Consider the following 15,715-nt stretch of genomic DNA (forward strand, 5'->3'; position numbering starts at 1 on the left):
AACAAAAGTCAAGGATTATTTGATATAGTTTATACTATTTTTCTACTGGCATTACAAAAGCTGCATCAGCAACAACAGGATTCAAAGTGACTTTTTTAATTTTCATTTCTTGTCCTCCCATGTTCATTGCAAAAGGAAAAAAGAGACCATCTACTTCCTGATAATCGCTCATGGTTGAAACTGATTTCTGTCCTTTAGCTGGACCTTGTTTTACTTCTGTCTCTGTTGCGATTGCTAAGTTATTTTCAGTATCAAAAAAATAATATGAAATATCATCTGTTTTAACGCCATCAACGGTGACAGGTTTTTTAGTGAATTTTACCTTATAACATTCTGTCCCTTCTTTAGTTTCTTTACCTACAAATTCTGCCAAATATCCCTTAGACTTGTAATCTAACATTGCATCAGGAAAATCGTTATTGCTCAATAAAGCATTTGCTGTGGTTTCTGCATCTGCTTTTTCAGCCTTCATTGTCATAAAACTGGTGTTCCAAATTGTTTTTCCATCAGAGGCCATTTGGGTAATTTCTTTTCCCTGCAGATTTATTTTTACGTACATCTTTCCACCTGTTAATTGTACCAATTCAACGGGAATTTCCATTCCACCGCCATTTGTTGTCATTTCCATTTTAACACCCTTTAGAGATTTCAATTTCTCAGCACCACCAATAGTAGTAATATACTTATTGATAATCTCATCTGCATTTTGTGCAAATGTCGCAGTCGAAACCACGGTAAAAAGGAATGTCGCTAAGAATAATTTTGTTGCTTTCATAATTTTTTGTGTTTAGTTAAAATTGTTAGTAGTAAAATTACTAATTTGTTACAATTTCTTTATAAAATAATTGTATTTTTTGAAAAACATTTTAATGTTTCGGCTTGTAAAAAAAAATAGCTAACAAGGAAGAAATTTTATCCTTGTTAGCCACTTTGTAATTCTTAAAATTATAACCTTGCTTTCACTCCTTTATGAAATGGTAATAGTAAACGTGTTTACATATTACTTTTGCAATTTAAAATAATAACATTATTGCTACTATGTTCATTACTCTTTCTCATAACGCTCCATTTCCCTATCGTAAAAATCATTTGCAAGTACTATCAAACCTTCCATTTCAGTATTTAATTCTCCTTCATCAAGATCTTCTGCTTCTTCTATGAACTCCACCTCATCATCTTTTAAATTAATGATAAATCTGGGATAATCAAGATGTATTATAAAAATGTCTTCAGGAAAATCAGTGTTGTCGCCTAGTAAAAATTTTGGTAATTCCATAATATACTTATTTATTAATGCTTTTTTGTTCTGCGTCTAAAATTAATTTTTTAGTTAATCTTGCAAAGCGAATATACAAAAATATTGCTGCTGCGGTTAATCCTGCTAAAAGTCCGATCCAAATTCCCATTGCTTTCAAGTTAGTATATAAACCTAAGTAAATAGAAATTGGAAAACCAATAATCCAATAGGCTACAAAAGTAATATACATGGGTATTTTTACATCTTGCAAACCTCGTAATGCTCCTAGAACAACGACTTGAATTCCGTCCGAAATTTGAAAAAATGCTGCTACAAATAAAAGTTGCGACGCTATATAAATAACTTCTTGAGTTTCTACAAGGTGATTTACATCATTGACATCTACGAAAATTCGAGGTAAATATTGGTAAAAAACCATAAAAATTAGTGCAAAAACAATCTCAACTAATATCGCCAACAAAAATATCGATCGAGCCACTACTTGCAATTTTACAAAATCCATACGTCCTTTTTGATTGCCTACTCTAATCATTACAGCCACACTTAAACCCATGGCAAACATAAAGGTAAGCGAGGCCAAGCTTAGCGCAATTTGATTTGCTGCCTGACTGGTAGTTCCTAAAAGTCCCGAAAGCCACACTGCTGCAGTGAATAATCCTACTTCAAAAAACATTTGCATCGCTGATGGAAAACCTAAGTCTACAATTTTGCGAAGCATTTTAGTTTTAATCTCTTTAAAACTGAAATTTGTAAAATAAGGATGGAATTTTGGCTTTAAAGCCAAAACATAGTGCATGTAAATTAACATCACAATACGAGAAACAATAGTACCAATAGCAGCTCCAACAATGCCCATTTTAGGAAAAAACCAAATCCCATAAATCAAAAAATAATTGATAACTACGTTTACTATATTGCCTATAATAGTTGCCCACATTGAATATTTAGTTTCCGACTTCCCGTCAGCAAATTGCTTGTAACCTTGAAAAATAATCAGTGGAATTAGGGAAAAAGCAACGATATCAAGATAAGGCTTTGCCATTTCGACAACAATATCAGGTTGACCCATAAACGAGATAAGCGGTTTAAAAAAGAAGATTATTAAAAATAATGTAATTCCTAAAACCGAACATAAGAACAAACCATGATGAAATACGCTGCGTCCTTCATCAATGTCATTCTTTCCGTCAGCCTCAGCGGCTAATGGCGTTATCGCTGTCGAAAATCCAATTCCTAACGACATAGCAATAAAAATAAAACTATTTCCGAGAGAAACTGCAGCTAGTTCTGTAGGGCCAAGCTTTCCTACCATAATATTATCTACAATTCCAACTATTGTATGTCCAAGCATTCCTAAAATTATAGGATAAGCTAATCGCAAATTATAAGAAAACTCTTTTGTATACTGGGATAAATTCACTTTTTATTATTTTTTGTGCAAAGGTAATTCTAACATTTGAATTGTGTCGTTACGATTGAATTTTTAAGCTAAATATTTTTTTGAATAAAAATCCTTACCAATAATTCTATAACAAAGTCGTCAAATTCTATAACATTGTCGTTAGATGTAGTTTTACATTTGCATGGTTGTTAAACGCAACACAAAACTAAATAAATAAAATATCTTAAACACGAATTATGAAAATTGGAGGAAGAATTAAAATTGCATTTACACTTACAGTAGCATTATTTTTTGCTAGTCAAACACAAGCTCAAGAAGTTACAAATTACGATCAAGGATTTCGTTTAGGCTTTGGTATTAACGGTGGAGTACCGACTGACGAAAATGTTTATAATTATGCACTAGGAGCTGATGTGAGATTACAATACGATCTTACTAAAAGATATTCAGCAGTTTTAAGCACCGGGTTTACTAATTTGTTCATTAGCAACAATAGACCAGATTTAGGATTTATTCCAATCAAAGCGGGTTTCAAAGCGTTTGTGTGGGACGATCAATTTTATGTTTTAGGTGAAGTTGGTGGTGGTATTGCAGTAACTAATAATGTTAAACAAGACACTTATATTTGGGCTCCTGGATTTGGATATGCTGGAAAAGATATTGATATCAGTTTGCGTTACGAGGCTTACACTGATTACGATACTGAACAAATTGCATTACGAATTGCTTACGGTTTTAAACTGTAATTTTTTAAAAATTGACAACAAAATGCGCTGAATTTCAGCGCATTTTTTATTTATTCCTTTTCTAATATTTCTTTGTAGATATTAATATTGGACTTCACTTTGTCATCCAATTCTGACTCTTTAATGTCTGTATATTTTTTCATTTCCTCCCAAATTATTTTACCCACAATATACCGAGCCATTTCCTTGTCGTCAGCTGGAATTACATACCAAGGATTATTGGTAGTTGATGTTTGATTTATTGCCTCTTCATAAAAATTCATGTATTGATCCCAGTGCTCTCTTTCCTTTAAATCGCCAACAGAAAATTTCCAATTGTGTTTTCCTTTTTCTAAGCGACGAAACAACCGCTGTCTTTGCTCTTCCTTACTTATATTCAAAAAAAACTTTATCACAATGGTGCCGTTTTGACTGATGTGTTTTTCAAAATTTCGAATTTGCTCCATTCGATTTTCCCAGAATTTTGGCGTTATATCGTCAACTTTTTCTATTCCTGGTAAATTTTCTTTTAAAATATATTCTGGATGAACTCGAGTAACCAAAACATTTTCATAATGCGTTCTATTAAAAATTGCAAACTTACCTTTTTCTGGCAAGGCCAAATAATGCCGCCATAAATAATCATGTTCCAACTCATTAGGCTGCGGAGTTTTAAAACTATGCACCACTACTCCACGCGAATTAAATCCATTAAAAACCTCCCGAATTAAACTGTCCTTACCAGAAGTGTCCATTCCTTGAAGGCAAATTAACACACCATATCGATTGTGCGCATACATTATGTCTTGTAACTCGCTCAGTTTTTCACTTACGTTTTCTAACTTTTCTTCTTTTACATTATCACTTTCATTGATCTCTAAATTTGTTGTTAATTGCGACAACTTAATTTTATTAGCTACTTTAAAATCATCGGGGATTATAGACTTCATAAGAAATAATTTAAATTTGTAAAGTCAAATATAACGAAATTTATAACTTATTCCTGCTCAGTACTGCACCCATGGTAAAAAGCGTTAGAGGTTTCTAAATTTTGGGATTATCAGCGCAAGCATTTTACAAAACAAACATAAATGGAAAAATTACAACTCGAATCACTTTTCAAAATTAATGGTATTGGTTCTGCTTCAGGACTTATTTACAAAAATAATTCGCTTTTGATTATTGGAGATAACAGCGGCTTTCTTTATGAATACCAAATCGATTCGAAAGATTTAAAACGGCATCCACTAATTGAAAATCCAACTGAAAATATCCTCAAAAAAGACAAACCAGATTATGAAGCAATCACCAATTTTAGCGAAGACCTTTATATTTTTGGTTCAGGTTCTACTAATATGAGAAATTCAATGGTTCATTTAAATGCAAGTAGCAAGAAAGTAATCGGCATCAATAATTTGAGTGAATTATATGCAGCAATGCAAGATTTAGCGAAAGTAAACGCTGAAGATTTTAATCTTGAGGGCGCGATCTACAATGGAAAAACTTGGTTTTTATTTAACCGCGGTAACGGAGTCGCCAATAGGAATGTACTTTTTATAATCGAAGGTGAAAATCTACAAGATAAACTTTCAATTCGTTCTATTGATTACATTTTACCAGAATTACAAGGAATTCGCACGAGCTTTACAGATGCCATTATAGTTGACAGCATTATTTATTTTTTGGCAACAGCCGAAGACACAGCATCCACTTATGATGACGGCGAAGTTTTAGGAAGTATTATCGGCGGAATAGACTTAAAAACGATGCAAATCAGTTTTACAGAAAAAATAAGCGATAGTCATAAGTTTGAAGGCTTAACTTTGTACAGTCAATCTACGGAAAAAATTGAATTTTTACTTTGTGAAGATACAGACACAGAAGTTTTAGAAACATACATTTACAAGTTAAGCATTGATATAGAGTTGTTACAGAAGTAATGTCTGTTCTATATATGTAACAATTTACAAAAAAATAGACTAACAGATAAAATAAAAAAGCAAGACCAAATGAAAAAAATATTTCTAACCTTAATAGTTGTTTCCGCGCTTTGTAGTTGTAAACCATCGGGAACTGCGACTGCTTCAAAATCGAAAGTCGAAACTATTGATGTTGCGATCAACTTAATTGAAATTAAGGACGATAAAGTAATGGTTACCGTAACAGCTCCAAAATTTAGTACCGAGGAAGTAACTTATAGCATGCCAAAGATTGTTCCTGGAACTTATTCAGAAGATGATTACGGAAAATATATTGATGATTTTAAAGCATTTGATAACAAAGGAATTGTTTTACCAACAACCAAATCAGATGAAAATACTTGGATTATCAAAGACGCCAAAAATGTGGCGAAAGTGACTTATTTAGTTAACGATACATTTGATACTGAAAAAGGAAGTGGTTTTGGTAACGATGATATTTTTTCTCCAGCAGGAACTAACATTGATGCTGATAAAAATTTCATGCTGAATATGCACGGTTTTGTAGGTTATTTTCAAGACAAAAAAGATCTTCATTATAACGTAACTATTTCCCACCCAGAAACACTTTGGGGAGCAACCTCTATGACGGATCTCGATGCAAGCACTACAAATGATATTTTTAAAACATCCCGTTATGCTGAATTAGTTGAGAATCCTATTATGTATGCTAAACCTGACTATACTACTTTCACGGTCGATGGAATGGAAATATTGATTGGTGTTTACTCACCCACTGGTAAAGTAACTGCCGAAAGTATTACTCCTGAAATGAAGAGCATGATGACGGCTCAGAAAACTTTTCTAGGAAAAATCAATGCAACAAAAAAATACACCGTGCTATTGTATTTATCAACAATGACAGCAACTGATGCGAAAGGTTTTGGTGCTTTAGAGCATCCTACCGCAACTACAGTTGTAATGCCAGAAATGCTTCCTAAGGAAGAGTTGCTAAAATCAATGATTGATGTGGTTTCTCATGAATTTTTTCATATAGTAACACCGTTGTCAGTTCATTCAAAGGAGATTCACGATTTTGATTACAATGCTCCAAAGATGTCGCAACATCTATGGATGTATGAAGGAGTTACTGAATATTTTGCAAATTTATTTCAAATCAACCAAGGATTAATTACTGAAGATGATTTTTATAAAAGAATGGCGGAAAAAATTGAACGTGCAAATGCGATGAATGATACTATGCCATTTACAACGATGAGCACAAATGTTTTGACTGAGCCGTATAAAGAACAATATTTGAACGTTTATGAAAAAGGAGCACTTATAGGAATGTGTCTGGATATTATTATCAGAGAAAAAAGTAATGGCGAAAGAGGAATTCTAGATCTAATGCAAAAATTATCAAATGAATACGGTGCTTCAAAACCATTCAATGACAATGAGCTTTTTGCTAAGATCACAACGTTTACTTATCCTGAGGTAGGAGCATTTCTAGAAAAACATGTTGCTGGTGAAACTCCTATTCCTTATGATTTATATTTATCGAAAGTAGGAATCACTAAAACAACTAAAAAAGAACCTACAAATGTTTTCTTGAAAGGACAAATGCCCTACATAACCGTGGATCAGCAAACCAAAGAAATCATCGTAATTCCCAATATGGAATTAAATGATTTTTACAAAAATTTAGACTTAAAAGGAGGAGATATTTTAGTAGCAATAAATGATAAACCATATTCATTGGAAAATATCTACGAAATGATAACGGTAAGTCAAACCTGGAAAGAAGGAGATGCAATCACGGTAAAAATAAAACGTAATGGCAACGAAAAGTTATTAAAAGGAATAGTAAAACTTCCATACGAGGATAAAGAAGGACTTAGCTATACTGACACAACAAAAAAAGCACAAAAAGAAGCCTGGTTAAAAGGATAAAACAATATATTTTTCAGAATACCCAATTTAGAAATAGATTGGGTTTTTTTTTGCTAATTTTATTTTGCAACAGTAAAAATTCCAACAATTTTCTCTATTTTGCGGCACAATTTGATCATCGATTTACGTACGCGATTTGGTTTATGATAGATTGAGAATATTTATAAAATAATGAACTAACAAAAAACAAATTAAACTCCAGATGAAAAAATCGATTATTGCCTTTGCTGCTTTACTACTAGTATTTGCTTGTAGCAAAAATGAACAAAAAGGTAACCTGCATATTACAGGAAATATTAAAGGATTAAAAAAAGGAACACTATACATTCAACGTATTGTAGATACATCCTTAATTATCATAGATACAATAGCAATTGATGGCAGTTCGGCCTTTGAAAGTCATCTCGATCTAAAATCTCCAGAAATGCTATATATGTTTTTAGACCGCGGTACTACTAATTCATTAGACAACAACTTATCGTTTTTTGCTGAACCTGGAAATTTAACGATAAATACTAGTTTAGATAATTATATTGCTGATGCGAAAATTACGGGTTCGAAAAACAACGAAATTTTTGAGGAATATAAAAAGATAAATAGCAGATTTAATGATACTAACCTTTCAATGATTGAACAAAAATTTAATGCGATCAAAAGTAACAATAGCAAAGCAGTCGATAGTATTAATGCCAAACAAAATTCAAATATTAAAAGAAAATATTTATTCGCTACTAATTTTGCTTTGAATAATCGAAACTATGAGGTGGCTCCATATATTGCATTATCTGAGATATATGATATTAATATTAGATTTTTAGATACTATACAAAAAGCGATGTCGCCTAAAGTAGCAAAGTCACTTTACGGAAAAAAATTAACTCAATATGTGGCTACTGTAAAAAGTCAAAATTAAATACGAGTGATATATAAATCAAGGTTATTTTTTCCCATTATGAAAATTAAGCTGCTTTAATCCTCAACTTAACGTAATCATCTTAGTGGTTTTATAGATTTATGCTTGACTGATATTTGATGTATGCATAAATCTTTTTCTACTTAAATAAAAATTAAATTTTAGAAACCATCTTGTGTATCGCAAGATGGTTTTTTATTCTAGAGAATTTTTCATTTTCAAAATGGCATAAAAACAAAAAACCACCTAACAAAAGTTAAGTGGTTTTATTAAGAGCCGGCGGAGGGACTCGAACCCACGACCTGCTGATTACAAATCAGCTGCTCTAGCCAACTGAGCTACGCTGGCGACTCATTACGGGTGCAAATATAAGATTGAATTTCTGTTTTACAAAACAAATTCAGTCTTTTTTTGCTTTTTTTTTGCCTACAAATCGTTGATTTTAGCAATCAATTGATTAGCAGTTTGTTCCAACTCAACATTGATTTGCTTGAAGTGTGCTTTTTTATCTTCTACTTTTTTTGCGTTTACTTTTGTGATTAAAGTATCAAAAGAAGCGATAGCTTCGTCAATTAATGCATTAGTTTCTGTAGTTGGTTTTCCTGTAGTAGAAATTTCAAACAAGTAAACTGCTTCAATAATATCTCCTAAAACGTAGTTGATGTCTTTTTTTAAATTCTTAACGTTTGCCATTTTTATTTTTTTAAAATTTGATTTTTAATTTGCGTCTGCAAAAGTACATATAATCTTTCTATTACCGACTATGAAATCTCCAAAATAGAAAGTTTCTGCAAAAAACAAACAGAAGAAAAAGCGATATCGTCAATGAACAATGGAAAATAAATTTTTACATTTAAGAAATGTAAATTTCTAAAATTGAAGCTTTTCCGCTTAAATGGAACGAATTCAAAGCAGCAGGCATTAGAACCGTATCGCCTTTTTTATATTGAAACTTAGATTCAGAAGTTGTTATTTCGAAATTCCCTTCTATGCACATGTAAACTGTAAATGATTCTCCAGATTTAGAAATAGAAATTTTACCATCTAGTGGAATAAAATTAGTTGTGAAATAAGGACAATCTACAACAGCATTTGACTCATTTACATTTGTTGTATATTCCTTTTTAGTTTCTACAGTGTTGTAATTAATGGCTTCAAGTGCTAAATCAACATGTAATTCTCTTGTATTTCCTGTAACATCTACTCTATCAAAGTCGTACAAACGATAAGTGATGTCTGATGTTTGTTGGATTTCTGCAACGACTAATCCAGCTCCAATAGCGTGAACAGTTCCTGTTTCTAAGAAGAAAACATCTCCTGACTTCACTTTGACATCATTTAGCAGAGAAAGTAACGATTTGTTGTTTAGACTTTCTAAATATTGTTCAGCATTAGAATTTTCTTTAAACCCGACAATAATCCGAGAATCAGTATCAGCTTGCATGATGTACCACATTTCTGTTTTGCCAAAAGAATTATGGCGTTTTTTAGCCAATGCATCATCTGGATGAACTTGGATAGACAAATCCTCACGCGCATCTAAGTATTTAAAAAGAAGTGGAAACTCCATTCCAAAACGAGTGTAAACGGCCGTTCCTAATATTTCATTTGGAAATTCATTAATTATATCTATTAATGATTTACCAATCGATTCGCCATGTGAAACCACACTTACATCGCCTTTCACAGTTGATAACTCCCAGCTTTCGCCAATAGTCTTTGACGGAATTGCTTTGTTTAAAACGGTTTTTAGTTTTTCTCCGCCCCAAATTCTTTCTTTGAAAATAGGGTTGAACTGTAAAGGATAAAATTTCATAACTTATATTTTAAAATTGTGACTTCAATCATCATTACATTATCAAATTAAAATGCTCTTAATTCACTTTTAAAGCAGTAGAATTAAGAGCAAAATAGACTGTTACTAGCAAAATTGACTATTGTGAGATAGGCAATTTATGATACTAATTTTTTTATTGCTTGCAATGCTTTAGGAATATGTTTTGCAGCTAACATGCTGTCAAAAATCATTTTTATCACACCGTTTTTATCAGTTACGTAAGTTACTCTTCCTGGGAGTAAACCAAACATACCTGTTGGCACTCCAAATGCTTTTCTAATCTTTTTGTCAAAATCCGACAAAAGAATAAATGGCAATTTAAATTGTTTACTAAATTTAAGATGGGAAGCAACCGTATCACTACTTATTCCAATAACCTCAGCACCAAGATCTTTAAAATCTTCGTACTGATCTCTAAAACTACAGGCTTGCGTTGTGCAACCTGGAGTATTATCTTTTGGATAAAAATAAATAACTAATGGTTTTTGTCCAACAATGTTTTGACTATCAAAGTCAGTTCCGTTCGCATCTTTTGCTGTAAAATTTGGAATTTTGTCGCCTATTTTTAGTTCCATTATTCTCCTTTATACGTTACAAAATTACGAGGTGTTTCATACAAAACAACTTCCAATTCAAATTCAGGTTTGATTCTTTTTCTAATTTTATTCCAAATAACAACTACTATATTTTCAGCAGTTGGATTTAAATCTTTAAAATCAGGAACGTCTAAATTTAAATTTTTGTGGTCAAATTGATTTTCTACGTCTTCTTTAATAATATCGCTTAAAAACTTCACATCCATAACATAGCCTGTCTCTGGATCGATTTCTCCGGTGACGCTTACAGTTAAATCGTAGTTATGACCGTGAAAATTAGGGTTATTGCATTTTCCAAAAATGGCATCATTTTTTTCAAAAGTCCAATCTTTCCTGTATAATCTGTGTGCCGCATTGAAATGCGCTTTTCTTGAAATTGTAACTTTCATAAAATTGTGTAAATAAGATAATTTATATTCCGTCTTCTGGTAGTAAAGGGCTTTTATGTTCTTCTAAAAAATGATAAAATTCGTCAAAAATGATTTTGAACCAAACTGTGTATAAATCTGGTTGCTGTTCCATATCATTCTTCACATCTTCTATTTTCATCCATTTCCAGCTTTCAACTTCTTCTGGATTTATTGTCGGTTGATCATTATAATAACCAATCATAACGTGATCTAATTCATGCTCAGTCAAACCGTTATCAAAAGGAGCTTTGTAAATAAAATGAAACAGTTCTTTAAGATCCGTCTTAAAACCCATTTCTTCAAATAATCGGCGGCTTCCGGCCTGAATATTGGTTTCGCCTTCACGCTGATGACTGCAACAAGTATTAGTCCATAAAAGTGGAGAATGGTATTTTAACTGTGCTCTTTGTTGTAACATAATTTCGTTTTTGCTGTTTAAAACAAAAACAGAAAAAGCACGATGTAAAACTGCTTTTTCATGCGCTTCAAGCTTTGGCATCAGCCCAATTTGCTCATCGTTCTCATTAACTAAGATTACGTTTTCTTCTGTCATATTAATGTATTTCAGGTCAAAAATACAAAAAATAAATGAGGATAAGTGCCTTTAACGTTCTGTTTCGAATTGTTGACGTTTGCTTATTAGCCTATTGTCAAAATGAGGACAAACCTTCTTTTTCAAAAGAATCTCCGTATTTTTACTGAAATCGCTATACAACATTATGGAAACAATCATCATCCGAAAAGCAAACCTCGACGATTTAAATAAACTATTACTTTTTGAACAAGAAATTATTGAAACTGAACGACCCTTCGATCCCACGTTAAAAGAGGAAAAAATCCATTATTATGACATAGAAAAAATGATTCTAGCAACTGATGTAGAAATACTTGTAGCTGAAATTAATTCGGAAATTGTGGGTTCTGGATATGCAAGAATAGAGGTGGCACAACCCTACTTACAACACTTTAAGTATGCATACCTCGGATTTATGTTTACCGAGGAACGCTTTAGAGGAAAAGGAATAAATGCAAAAATAATCGATGCATTGGTTAACTGGTGTGCACTTATAGACGTGTTCGAAATTAGATTAGATGTTTACAGCCAAAATGCTTCGGCCATTAAAGCTTATGAAAAGGCAGGTTTTTCAAAACATCTCTTAAACATGCGCAAGGCTTTGTAAACATACTGTTCGGTATAAGAAAAATCCAAAGTAGACTTTTACTCGTAGATAGCAATAAAACTTCTTAAACAACTGTTATTTCGAATAGCAGAAAAGAGTGTTTTTATAAAAATCACTTTACATTTGATTCACTAAAAAGAATAGTTATGAAAACAAAAAAAATCCAACTTATTTATCTTTTACTTTTTTTACCCTTTTTTATGTTTACTGCTTGCGGGCAAAGCATGAAAAAACAAAATAATATCAAAAATAAAATAACAATGCAAAATAAAATTGAGAAACCTGGTAATCCATATTATTCAAATACGGATACTGCAAAATTAAATATTACTGACGCTGAATGGAAAAAAGTACTTCCCGAAGATGTTTATAAAGTGACTCGTAATGCCGATACAGAACGACCATTTACAGGTAAATACTGGAACACTGACGAAAAAGGAACCTATTATTGCGCCGCTTGTGGAAATTTATTATTTCGTTCTGGAGCTAAATTTTCTAGTAATTGTGGCTGGCCGAGCTTTTTTGAACAAGAAAATAAAAACAGTGTCGTTTATAAAACAGACAAATCATTTGGAATGGAACGAATTGAAGCCCTCTGCGGGAGATGTGATGGTCATTTAGGTCATCTTTTTGACGACGGTCCTGAACCTACAGGTAAAAGATATTGTATGAATTCAATTGCACTTGATTTTATTCCAGACAGTAAAAAATAAAAAAGATTGAAATATTGACTTAATTCAAAATATGTCGATTGGCTTAAATACTTAGAAATAAAGCTACAGAAGATTAAATTCACAACCGCCTTGTTAATAAAAGCAAGGCGGTTTTTTTTATTGAGTTTAAAATTATAACAATTAAAACTCAACATATAATTGTGAAATACAAAATTTGCACGGGGAAAAGCTAAACTTTTTTAATTTCAATCACAATCATTCTAATTCTGCTTTTGTATTTTATTTATTTTAGTGCTTCAGCAATCATCAGAGCACATTTTTCTCCATCAATTGCCGCCGATATTATTCCGCCAGCGTATCCAGCTCCTTCTCCGCAGGGATACAATCCCTTAATTTGTAAATGTTCGTAAGTATATAAGTCTCTCGGAATTCGAACTGGCGATGAAGTTCTAGATTCTGGAGCATGAATAATTGCTTCATTAGTCAAATAACCCCGCATTGATTTTCCAAATTCAGTAAAACCTTCTCTTAATATTTGAGTTAGATATTCAGGAAAAACCTGACCCATTTCTATCGAAGTTGTTCCTGGAACGTAGGATGTTTTAGGAATTTCAGACGAAACTCTCTTTTGAGTAAAATCGATCATACGCTGCGCCGGAGCTTTTTGCGTTTGCCCGGCTAAATCCCATGCTTTTTGTTCAATACTTTTTTGGAATTCCATTCCGGCCAAAGCACCAAATTTAGCATAAGGCTTGAAATCCTCTAATTTCAACTCGATTACAATTCCAGAATTCGCTGTAGCCTGATCTCTTTTAGATGGAGACCATCCATTAGTAACTACTTCTCCTGGACTTGTAGCGCAAGGTGCAATTACCCCGCCCGGACACATACAAAAAGAATACATTCCGCGACCATTGACTTGCTTTACAATAGAGTAAGGTGCAGGAGGTAAATGTTCACCACGATAATCACAACTGTATTGAATACTATCAATTAACGATTGTGGATGTTCAGCTCTAACGCCTAAGGCAAAAGGTTTAGCTTCAATAAAAACCTCTTTTCGATCTAATAATTCATAAATATCGCGTGCAGAATGTCCAGTTGCAAGAATCAATTTGTTGGCAAGAATTGTATCTCCTTTTTGAGTGACAATTCCTTCAACTTCATTATTTTTGATTAAAATATCGGTGAGTCGCGTTTCAAATAAAACTTGTCCTCCAAATTCAATGATTTTTTCTCTAATGTCCTGAATGATCTGCGGTAATTTATTTGTACCAATGTGTGGATGTGCGTCGACCAAAATATCTGGAGTAGCTCCAAATGCAACAAATAATTCAAGGATCCGAGTGACATCACCTCGCTTTTTAGATCTTGTGTACAACTTTCCGTCAGAATAAGTCCCTGCACCGCCTTCGCCAAAACAATAATTAGAATCCTCATTTACAATATGATCCACATTGATGGCTTTCAAATCACGACGACGACCACGGACTTCTTTTCCTCGTTCAACTACTATAGGTTTCAAACCCAATTCTATCAATTGTAAAGCAGCAAACAATCCAGCTGGACCAGCTCCTACAACAATCACTTCTTGGGCATTCGCCACATTTTTATAATCAGGAATTTGGAATTTAGTTTCTTGAAATGGTTCTCCCTTTAAATAAATCACTACTTTTAAATTGATTCGCACTGTTTTCTGACGTGCATCAATAGATCGTTTTAAGATAGAAACATGCTGAATTTCATTTACCGAAACTTTAAGTTGTTTTGATAAATGTTCTTTTAACAACAATTCATTAGCAGCTATTTCCGGGGTAACTTGTAGAAGAAGTTCTTGTGGCATAAATTAAAATTAGGGGAAAAGTTTATAAATATTTTCTCTTTTTACAAAACGTTCCATTTCAATTTTTTTTCCATTATAATAAAATCCCAGTCTATATTTTCCCAACCGAAATCGATACGCTTCTGGATGTCCTTTTAACTTTTTTATATTAGGAACTTCTAATAAAGAATATGCATTTTTAAACAAGTTAATCGATTCTAAAAGTTGTTTTTTCAATGTATTATCACTTATTTTTTGAATGTCTTTAAGAAACATTTTCGAATACTCAACTATCATGTTTTTAAAACTGCAAAAATCTCTTCTTCTGAAACTTTATCGTCTCGATCGGATTCCTGCATTAACAATAAAAGTCCAATATCCTCTTTTTCTTCGTTAGTTAAATTTCTAAAACGATCAAGTTCCTGATTTTTAACATACGTTTGAACTGCATTTTCTATTAATGCTTTTACACTTAAATTTTTAAAAATAGCAATGAATTTTAACTTAGTGAGGGTTTTTTGATCTAAATCAATTAGTTTTCTCATTATAAATATTTTTAGCAAATATATATAATATATACACAGCACATTAGAACTGTTCGATTTATTTTATAAATTTGCGTTTCAAAACATCAAAATGAAAAAAATAAAATTAATATGGGATTTCCGTGGGCCTGCGTCGGCAAAAACAGCAGAACACCACGAAATTCATTTAAAAGAATATATTACAGTCGAAAAATTACCACTGAACATAACAGGTTTTGAAATTCAAAGCGAAATGCAAGCAATTGCTTTTATGGTAGTAACCGATGAAAATATGATTGATGTTCGCGATGCTTTAAAACCTCATCGAGGTGAAGTTTATGAAGGCTAAATTTGAACAAAAAAATTCCAAATTCCAACTTTGTAACATATTAGAATTTGGAATTTGGCTTTGAGCTTTTAGTAATTAGGTTTTGCTAATTTAAATTTTAGCATTTGGAATTTGAAATTTGGACTTTAATTTTGGAATTTGGAATTTCA

At 32.3% G+C, this 15,715-nt stretch carries 19 protein-coding genes and 1 tRNA gene; 7 read left to right on the plus strand and 13 right to left on the minus strand.

The features are described from left to right. Positions 1-34 precede the first annotated feature (34 nt). The 3 genes from BUB42_RS03400 to BUB42_RS03410 all read right to left on the minus strand — a co-directional run bounded on the left by BUB42_RS03400 (position 35) and on the right by BUB42_RS03410 (position 2,678). On the minus strand, positions 35-775 hold the full coding sequence (locus tag BUB42_RS03400; RefSeq protein ID WP_073017191.1) for an outer membrane lipoprotein-sorting protein: 741 nt from the start codon (positions 773-775) through the stop codon (positions 35-37). Positions 776-1,045: 270 nt separating this feature from the next. Continuing rightward, complete coding sequence (locus BUB42_RS03405; protein ID WP_072990014.1) at positions 1,046-1,276, minus strand: hypothetical protein; 231 nt, start codon at positions 1,274-1,276, stop codon at positions 1,046-1,048. 7 nt (positions 1,277-1,283) lie between these two features. Next, a complete protein-coding gene (locus BUB42_RS03410) occupies positions 1,284-2,678 on the minus strand; it encodes an MATE family efflux transporter (RefSeq protein WP_073017193.1) in 1,395 nt (464 codons plus the stop codon). Between the two features lie 218 nt (positions 2,679-2,896). Between BUB42_RS03410 and BUB42_RS03415 the strand changes: the two genes are divergently transcribed. Continuing rightward, complete coding sequence (locus BUB42_RS03415; RefSeq protein WP_073017194.1) at positions 2,897-3,406, plus strand: hypothetical protein; 510 nt, start codon at positions 2,897-2,899, stop codon at positions 3,404-3,406. A 50-nt stretch (positions 3,407-3,456) separates the two neighbouring features. Here the strand turns inward: BUB42_RS03415 and BUB42_RS03420 are convergent, their stop codons facing one another. Next, the gene (locus tag BUB42_RS03420) at positions 3,457-4,335 is read right to left on the minus strand and encodes a PPK2 family polyphosphate kinase (protein WP_073017196.1); all 879 of its coding nucleotides are present in this window, start codon (positions 4,333-4,335) and stop codon (positions 3,457-3,459) included. A gap of 141 nt (positions 4,336-4,476) precedes the next feature. Here BUB42_RS03420 and BUB42_RS03425 point away from each other — a divergent pair, with 141 nt between their 5' ends. The 3 genes from BUB42_RS03425 to BUB42_RS03435 all read left to right on the plus strand — a co-directional run bounded on the left by BUB42_RS03425 (position 4,477) and on the right by BUB42_RS03435 (position 8,173). Next, positions 4,477-5,325, plus strand: a complete 849-nt coding sequence (locus tag BUB42_RS03425) for a DUF6929 family protein (RefSeq protein ID WP_073017198.1) — start codon at positions 4,477-4,479, stop codon at positions 5,323-5,325. Between the two features lie 69 nt (positions 5,326-5,394). After that, a complete protein-coding gene (locus BUB42_RS03430) occupies positions 5,395-7,260 on the plus strand; it encodes a M61 family metallopeptidase (protein WP_073017200.1) in 1,866 nt (621 codons plus the stop codon). A 202-nt stretch (positions 7,261-7,462) separates the two neighbouring features. Continuing rightward, positions 7,463-8,173 carry a DUF4369 domain-containing protein gene (locus tag BUB42_RS03435; RefSeq protein WP_073017202.1) on the plus strand — a complete coding sequence of 237 codons (711 nt, stop codon included), beginning with the start codon at positions 7,463-7,465 and terminating at the stop codon, positions 8,171-8,173. Between the two features lie 274 nt (positions 8,174-8,447). Here BUB42_RS03435 and BUB42_RS03440 read toward each other — a convergent pair. From BUB42_RS03440 to idi, 6 genes are all read right to left on the minus strand, one after another. Further along, a tRNA-Thr gene (locus tag BUB42_RS03440) sits at positions 8,448-8,521 on the minus strand. A gap of 78 nt (positions 8,522-8,599) precedes the next feature. Next, positions 8,600-8,866 (minus strand): hypothetical protein, encoded by a 267-nt coding sequence (locus tag BUB42_RS03445; protein ID WP_073017203.1) that lies wholly within the window; start codon positions 8,864-8,866, stop codon positions 8,600-8,602. A 160-nt stretch (positions 8,867-9,026) separates the two neighbouring features. Continuing rightward, the gene (locus BUB42_RS03450; protein WP_073017205.1) at positions 9,027-9,989 is read right to left on the minus strand and encodes a type I phosphomannose isomerase catalytic subunit; all 963 of its coding nucleotides are present in this window, start codon (positions 9,987-9,989) and stop codon (positions 9,027-9,029) included. 137 nt (positions 9,990-10,126) lie between these two features. Beyond that, positions 10,127-10,585: a peroxiredoxin gene (locus BUB42_RS03455; RefSeq protein ID WP_073017207.1), complete on the minus strand. Its 459-nt coding sequence runs from the start codon at positions 10,583-10,585 to the stop codon at positions 10,127-10,129. Continuing rightward, positions 10,585-10,995 carry a 6-pyruvoyl trahydropterin synthase family protein gene (locus tag BUB42_RS03460; protein WP_073017209.1) on the minus strand — a complete coding sequence of 137 codons (411 nt, stop codon included), beginning with the start codon at positions 10,993-10,995 and terminating at the stop codon, positions 10,585-10,587. Before BUB42_RS03460 ends, BUB42_RS03455 begins: the two co-directional genes overlap by 1 nt. A 22-nt stretch (positions 10,996-11,017) precedes the next feature. Then, positions 11,018-11,569 carry an isopentenyl-diphosphate Delta-isomerase gene (idi, locus tag BUB42_RS03465; RefSeq protein ID WP_073017211.1) on the minus strand — a complete coding sequence of 184 codons (552 nt, stop codon included), beginning with the start codon at positions 11,567-11,569 and terminating at the stop codon, positions 11,018-11,020. A gap of 166 nt (positions 11,570-11,735) precedes the next feature. Here idi and BUB42_RS03470 point away from each other — a divergent pair, with 166 nt between their 5' ends. Next, positions 11,736-12,197 carry a GNAT family N-acetyltransferase gene (locus BUB42_RS03470; protein ID WP_073017213.1) on the plus strand — a complete coding sequence of 154 codons (462 nt, stop codon included), beginning with the start codon at positions 11,736-11,738 and terminating at the stop codon, positions 12,195-12,197. A 146-nt stretch (positions 12,198-12,343) separates the two neighbouring features. Next, positions 12,344-12,910 (plus strand): peptide-methionine (R)-S-oxide reductase MsrB, encoded by a 567-nt coding sequence (gene msrB / locus BUB42_RS03475; protein ID WP_073017215.1) that lies wholly within the window; start codon positions 12,344-12,346, stop codon positions 12,908-12,910. Between the two features lie 244 nt (positions 12,911-13,154). On the opposite strand, the gene BUB42_RS03480 is transcribed toward msrB, so the two are convergent. Genes BUB42_RS03480 through BUB42_RS03490 form a run of 3 tightly spaced genes read right to left on the minus strand, consistent with a single transcriptional unit; the run spans position 13,155 to position 15,238 of the window. Further along, positions 13,155-14,714: an NAD(P)/FAD-dependent oxidoreductase gene (locus tag BUB42_RS03480; RefSeq protein ID WP_073017217.1), complete on the minus strand. Its 1,560-nt coding sequence runs from the start codon at positions 14,712-14,714 to the stop codon at positions 13,155-13,157. A 9-nt stretch (positions 14,715-14,723) separates the two neighbouring features. Beyond that, on the minus strand, positions 14,724-14,990 hold the full coding sequence (locus BUB42_RS03485; protein WP_073017219.1) for a type II toxin-antitoxin system RelE family toxin: 267 nt from the start codon (positions 14,988-14,990) through the stop codon (positions 14,724-14,726). After that, a complete protein-coding gene (locus tag BUB42_RS03490) occupies positions 14,987-15,238 on the minus strand; it encodes a hypothetical protein (protein ID WP_073017221.1) in 252 nt (83 codons plus the stop codon). Before BUB42_RS03490 ends, BUB42_RS03485 begins: the two co-directional genes overlap by 4 nt. 91 nt (positions 15,239-15,329) lie before the next feature. Between BUB42_RS03490 and BUB42_RS03495 the strand changes: the two genes are divergently transcribed. Beyond that, positions 15,330-15,566 (plus strand): hypothetical protein, encoded by a 237-nt coding sequence (locus BUB42_RS03495; RefSeq protein ID WP_073017223.1) that lies wholly within the window; start codon positions 15,330-15,332, stop codon positions 15,564-15,566. Positions 15,567-15,715: the final 149 nt, after the last annotated feature.

Source organism: Flavobacterium micromati, from assembly GCF_900129585.1.
In the GTDB taxonomy this organism is placed as follows: Bacteria; Bacteroidota; Bacteroidia; order Flavobacteriales; family Flavobacteriaceae; genus Flavobacterium; species Flavobacterium micromati.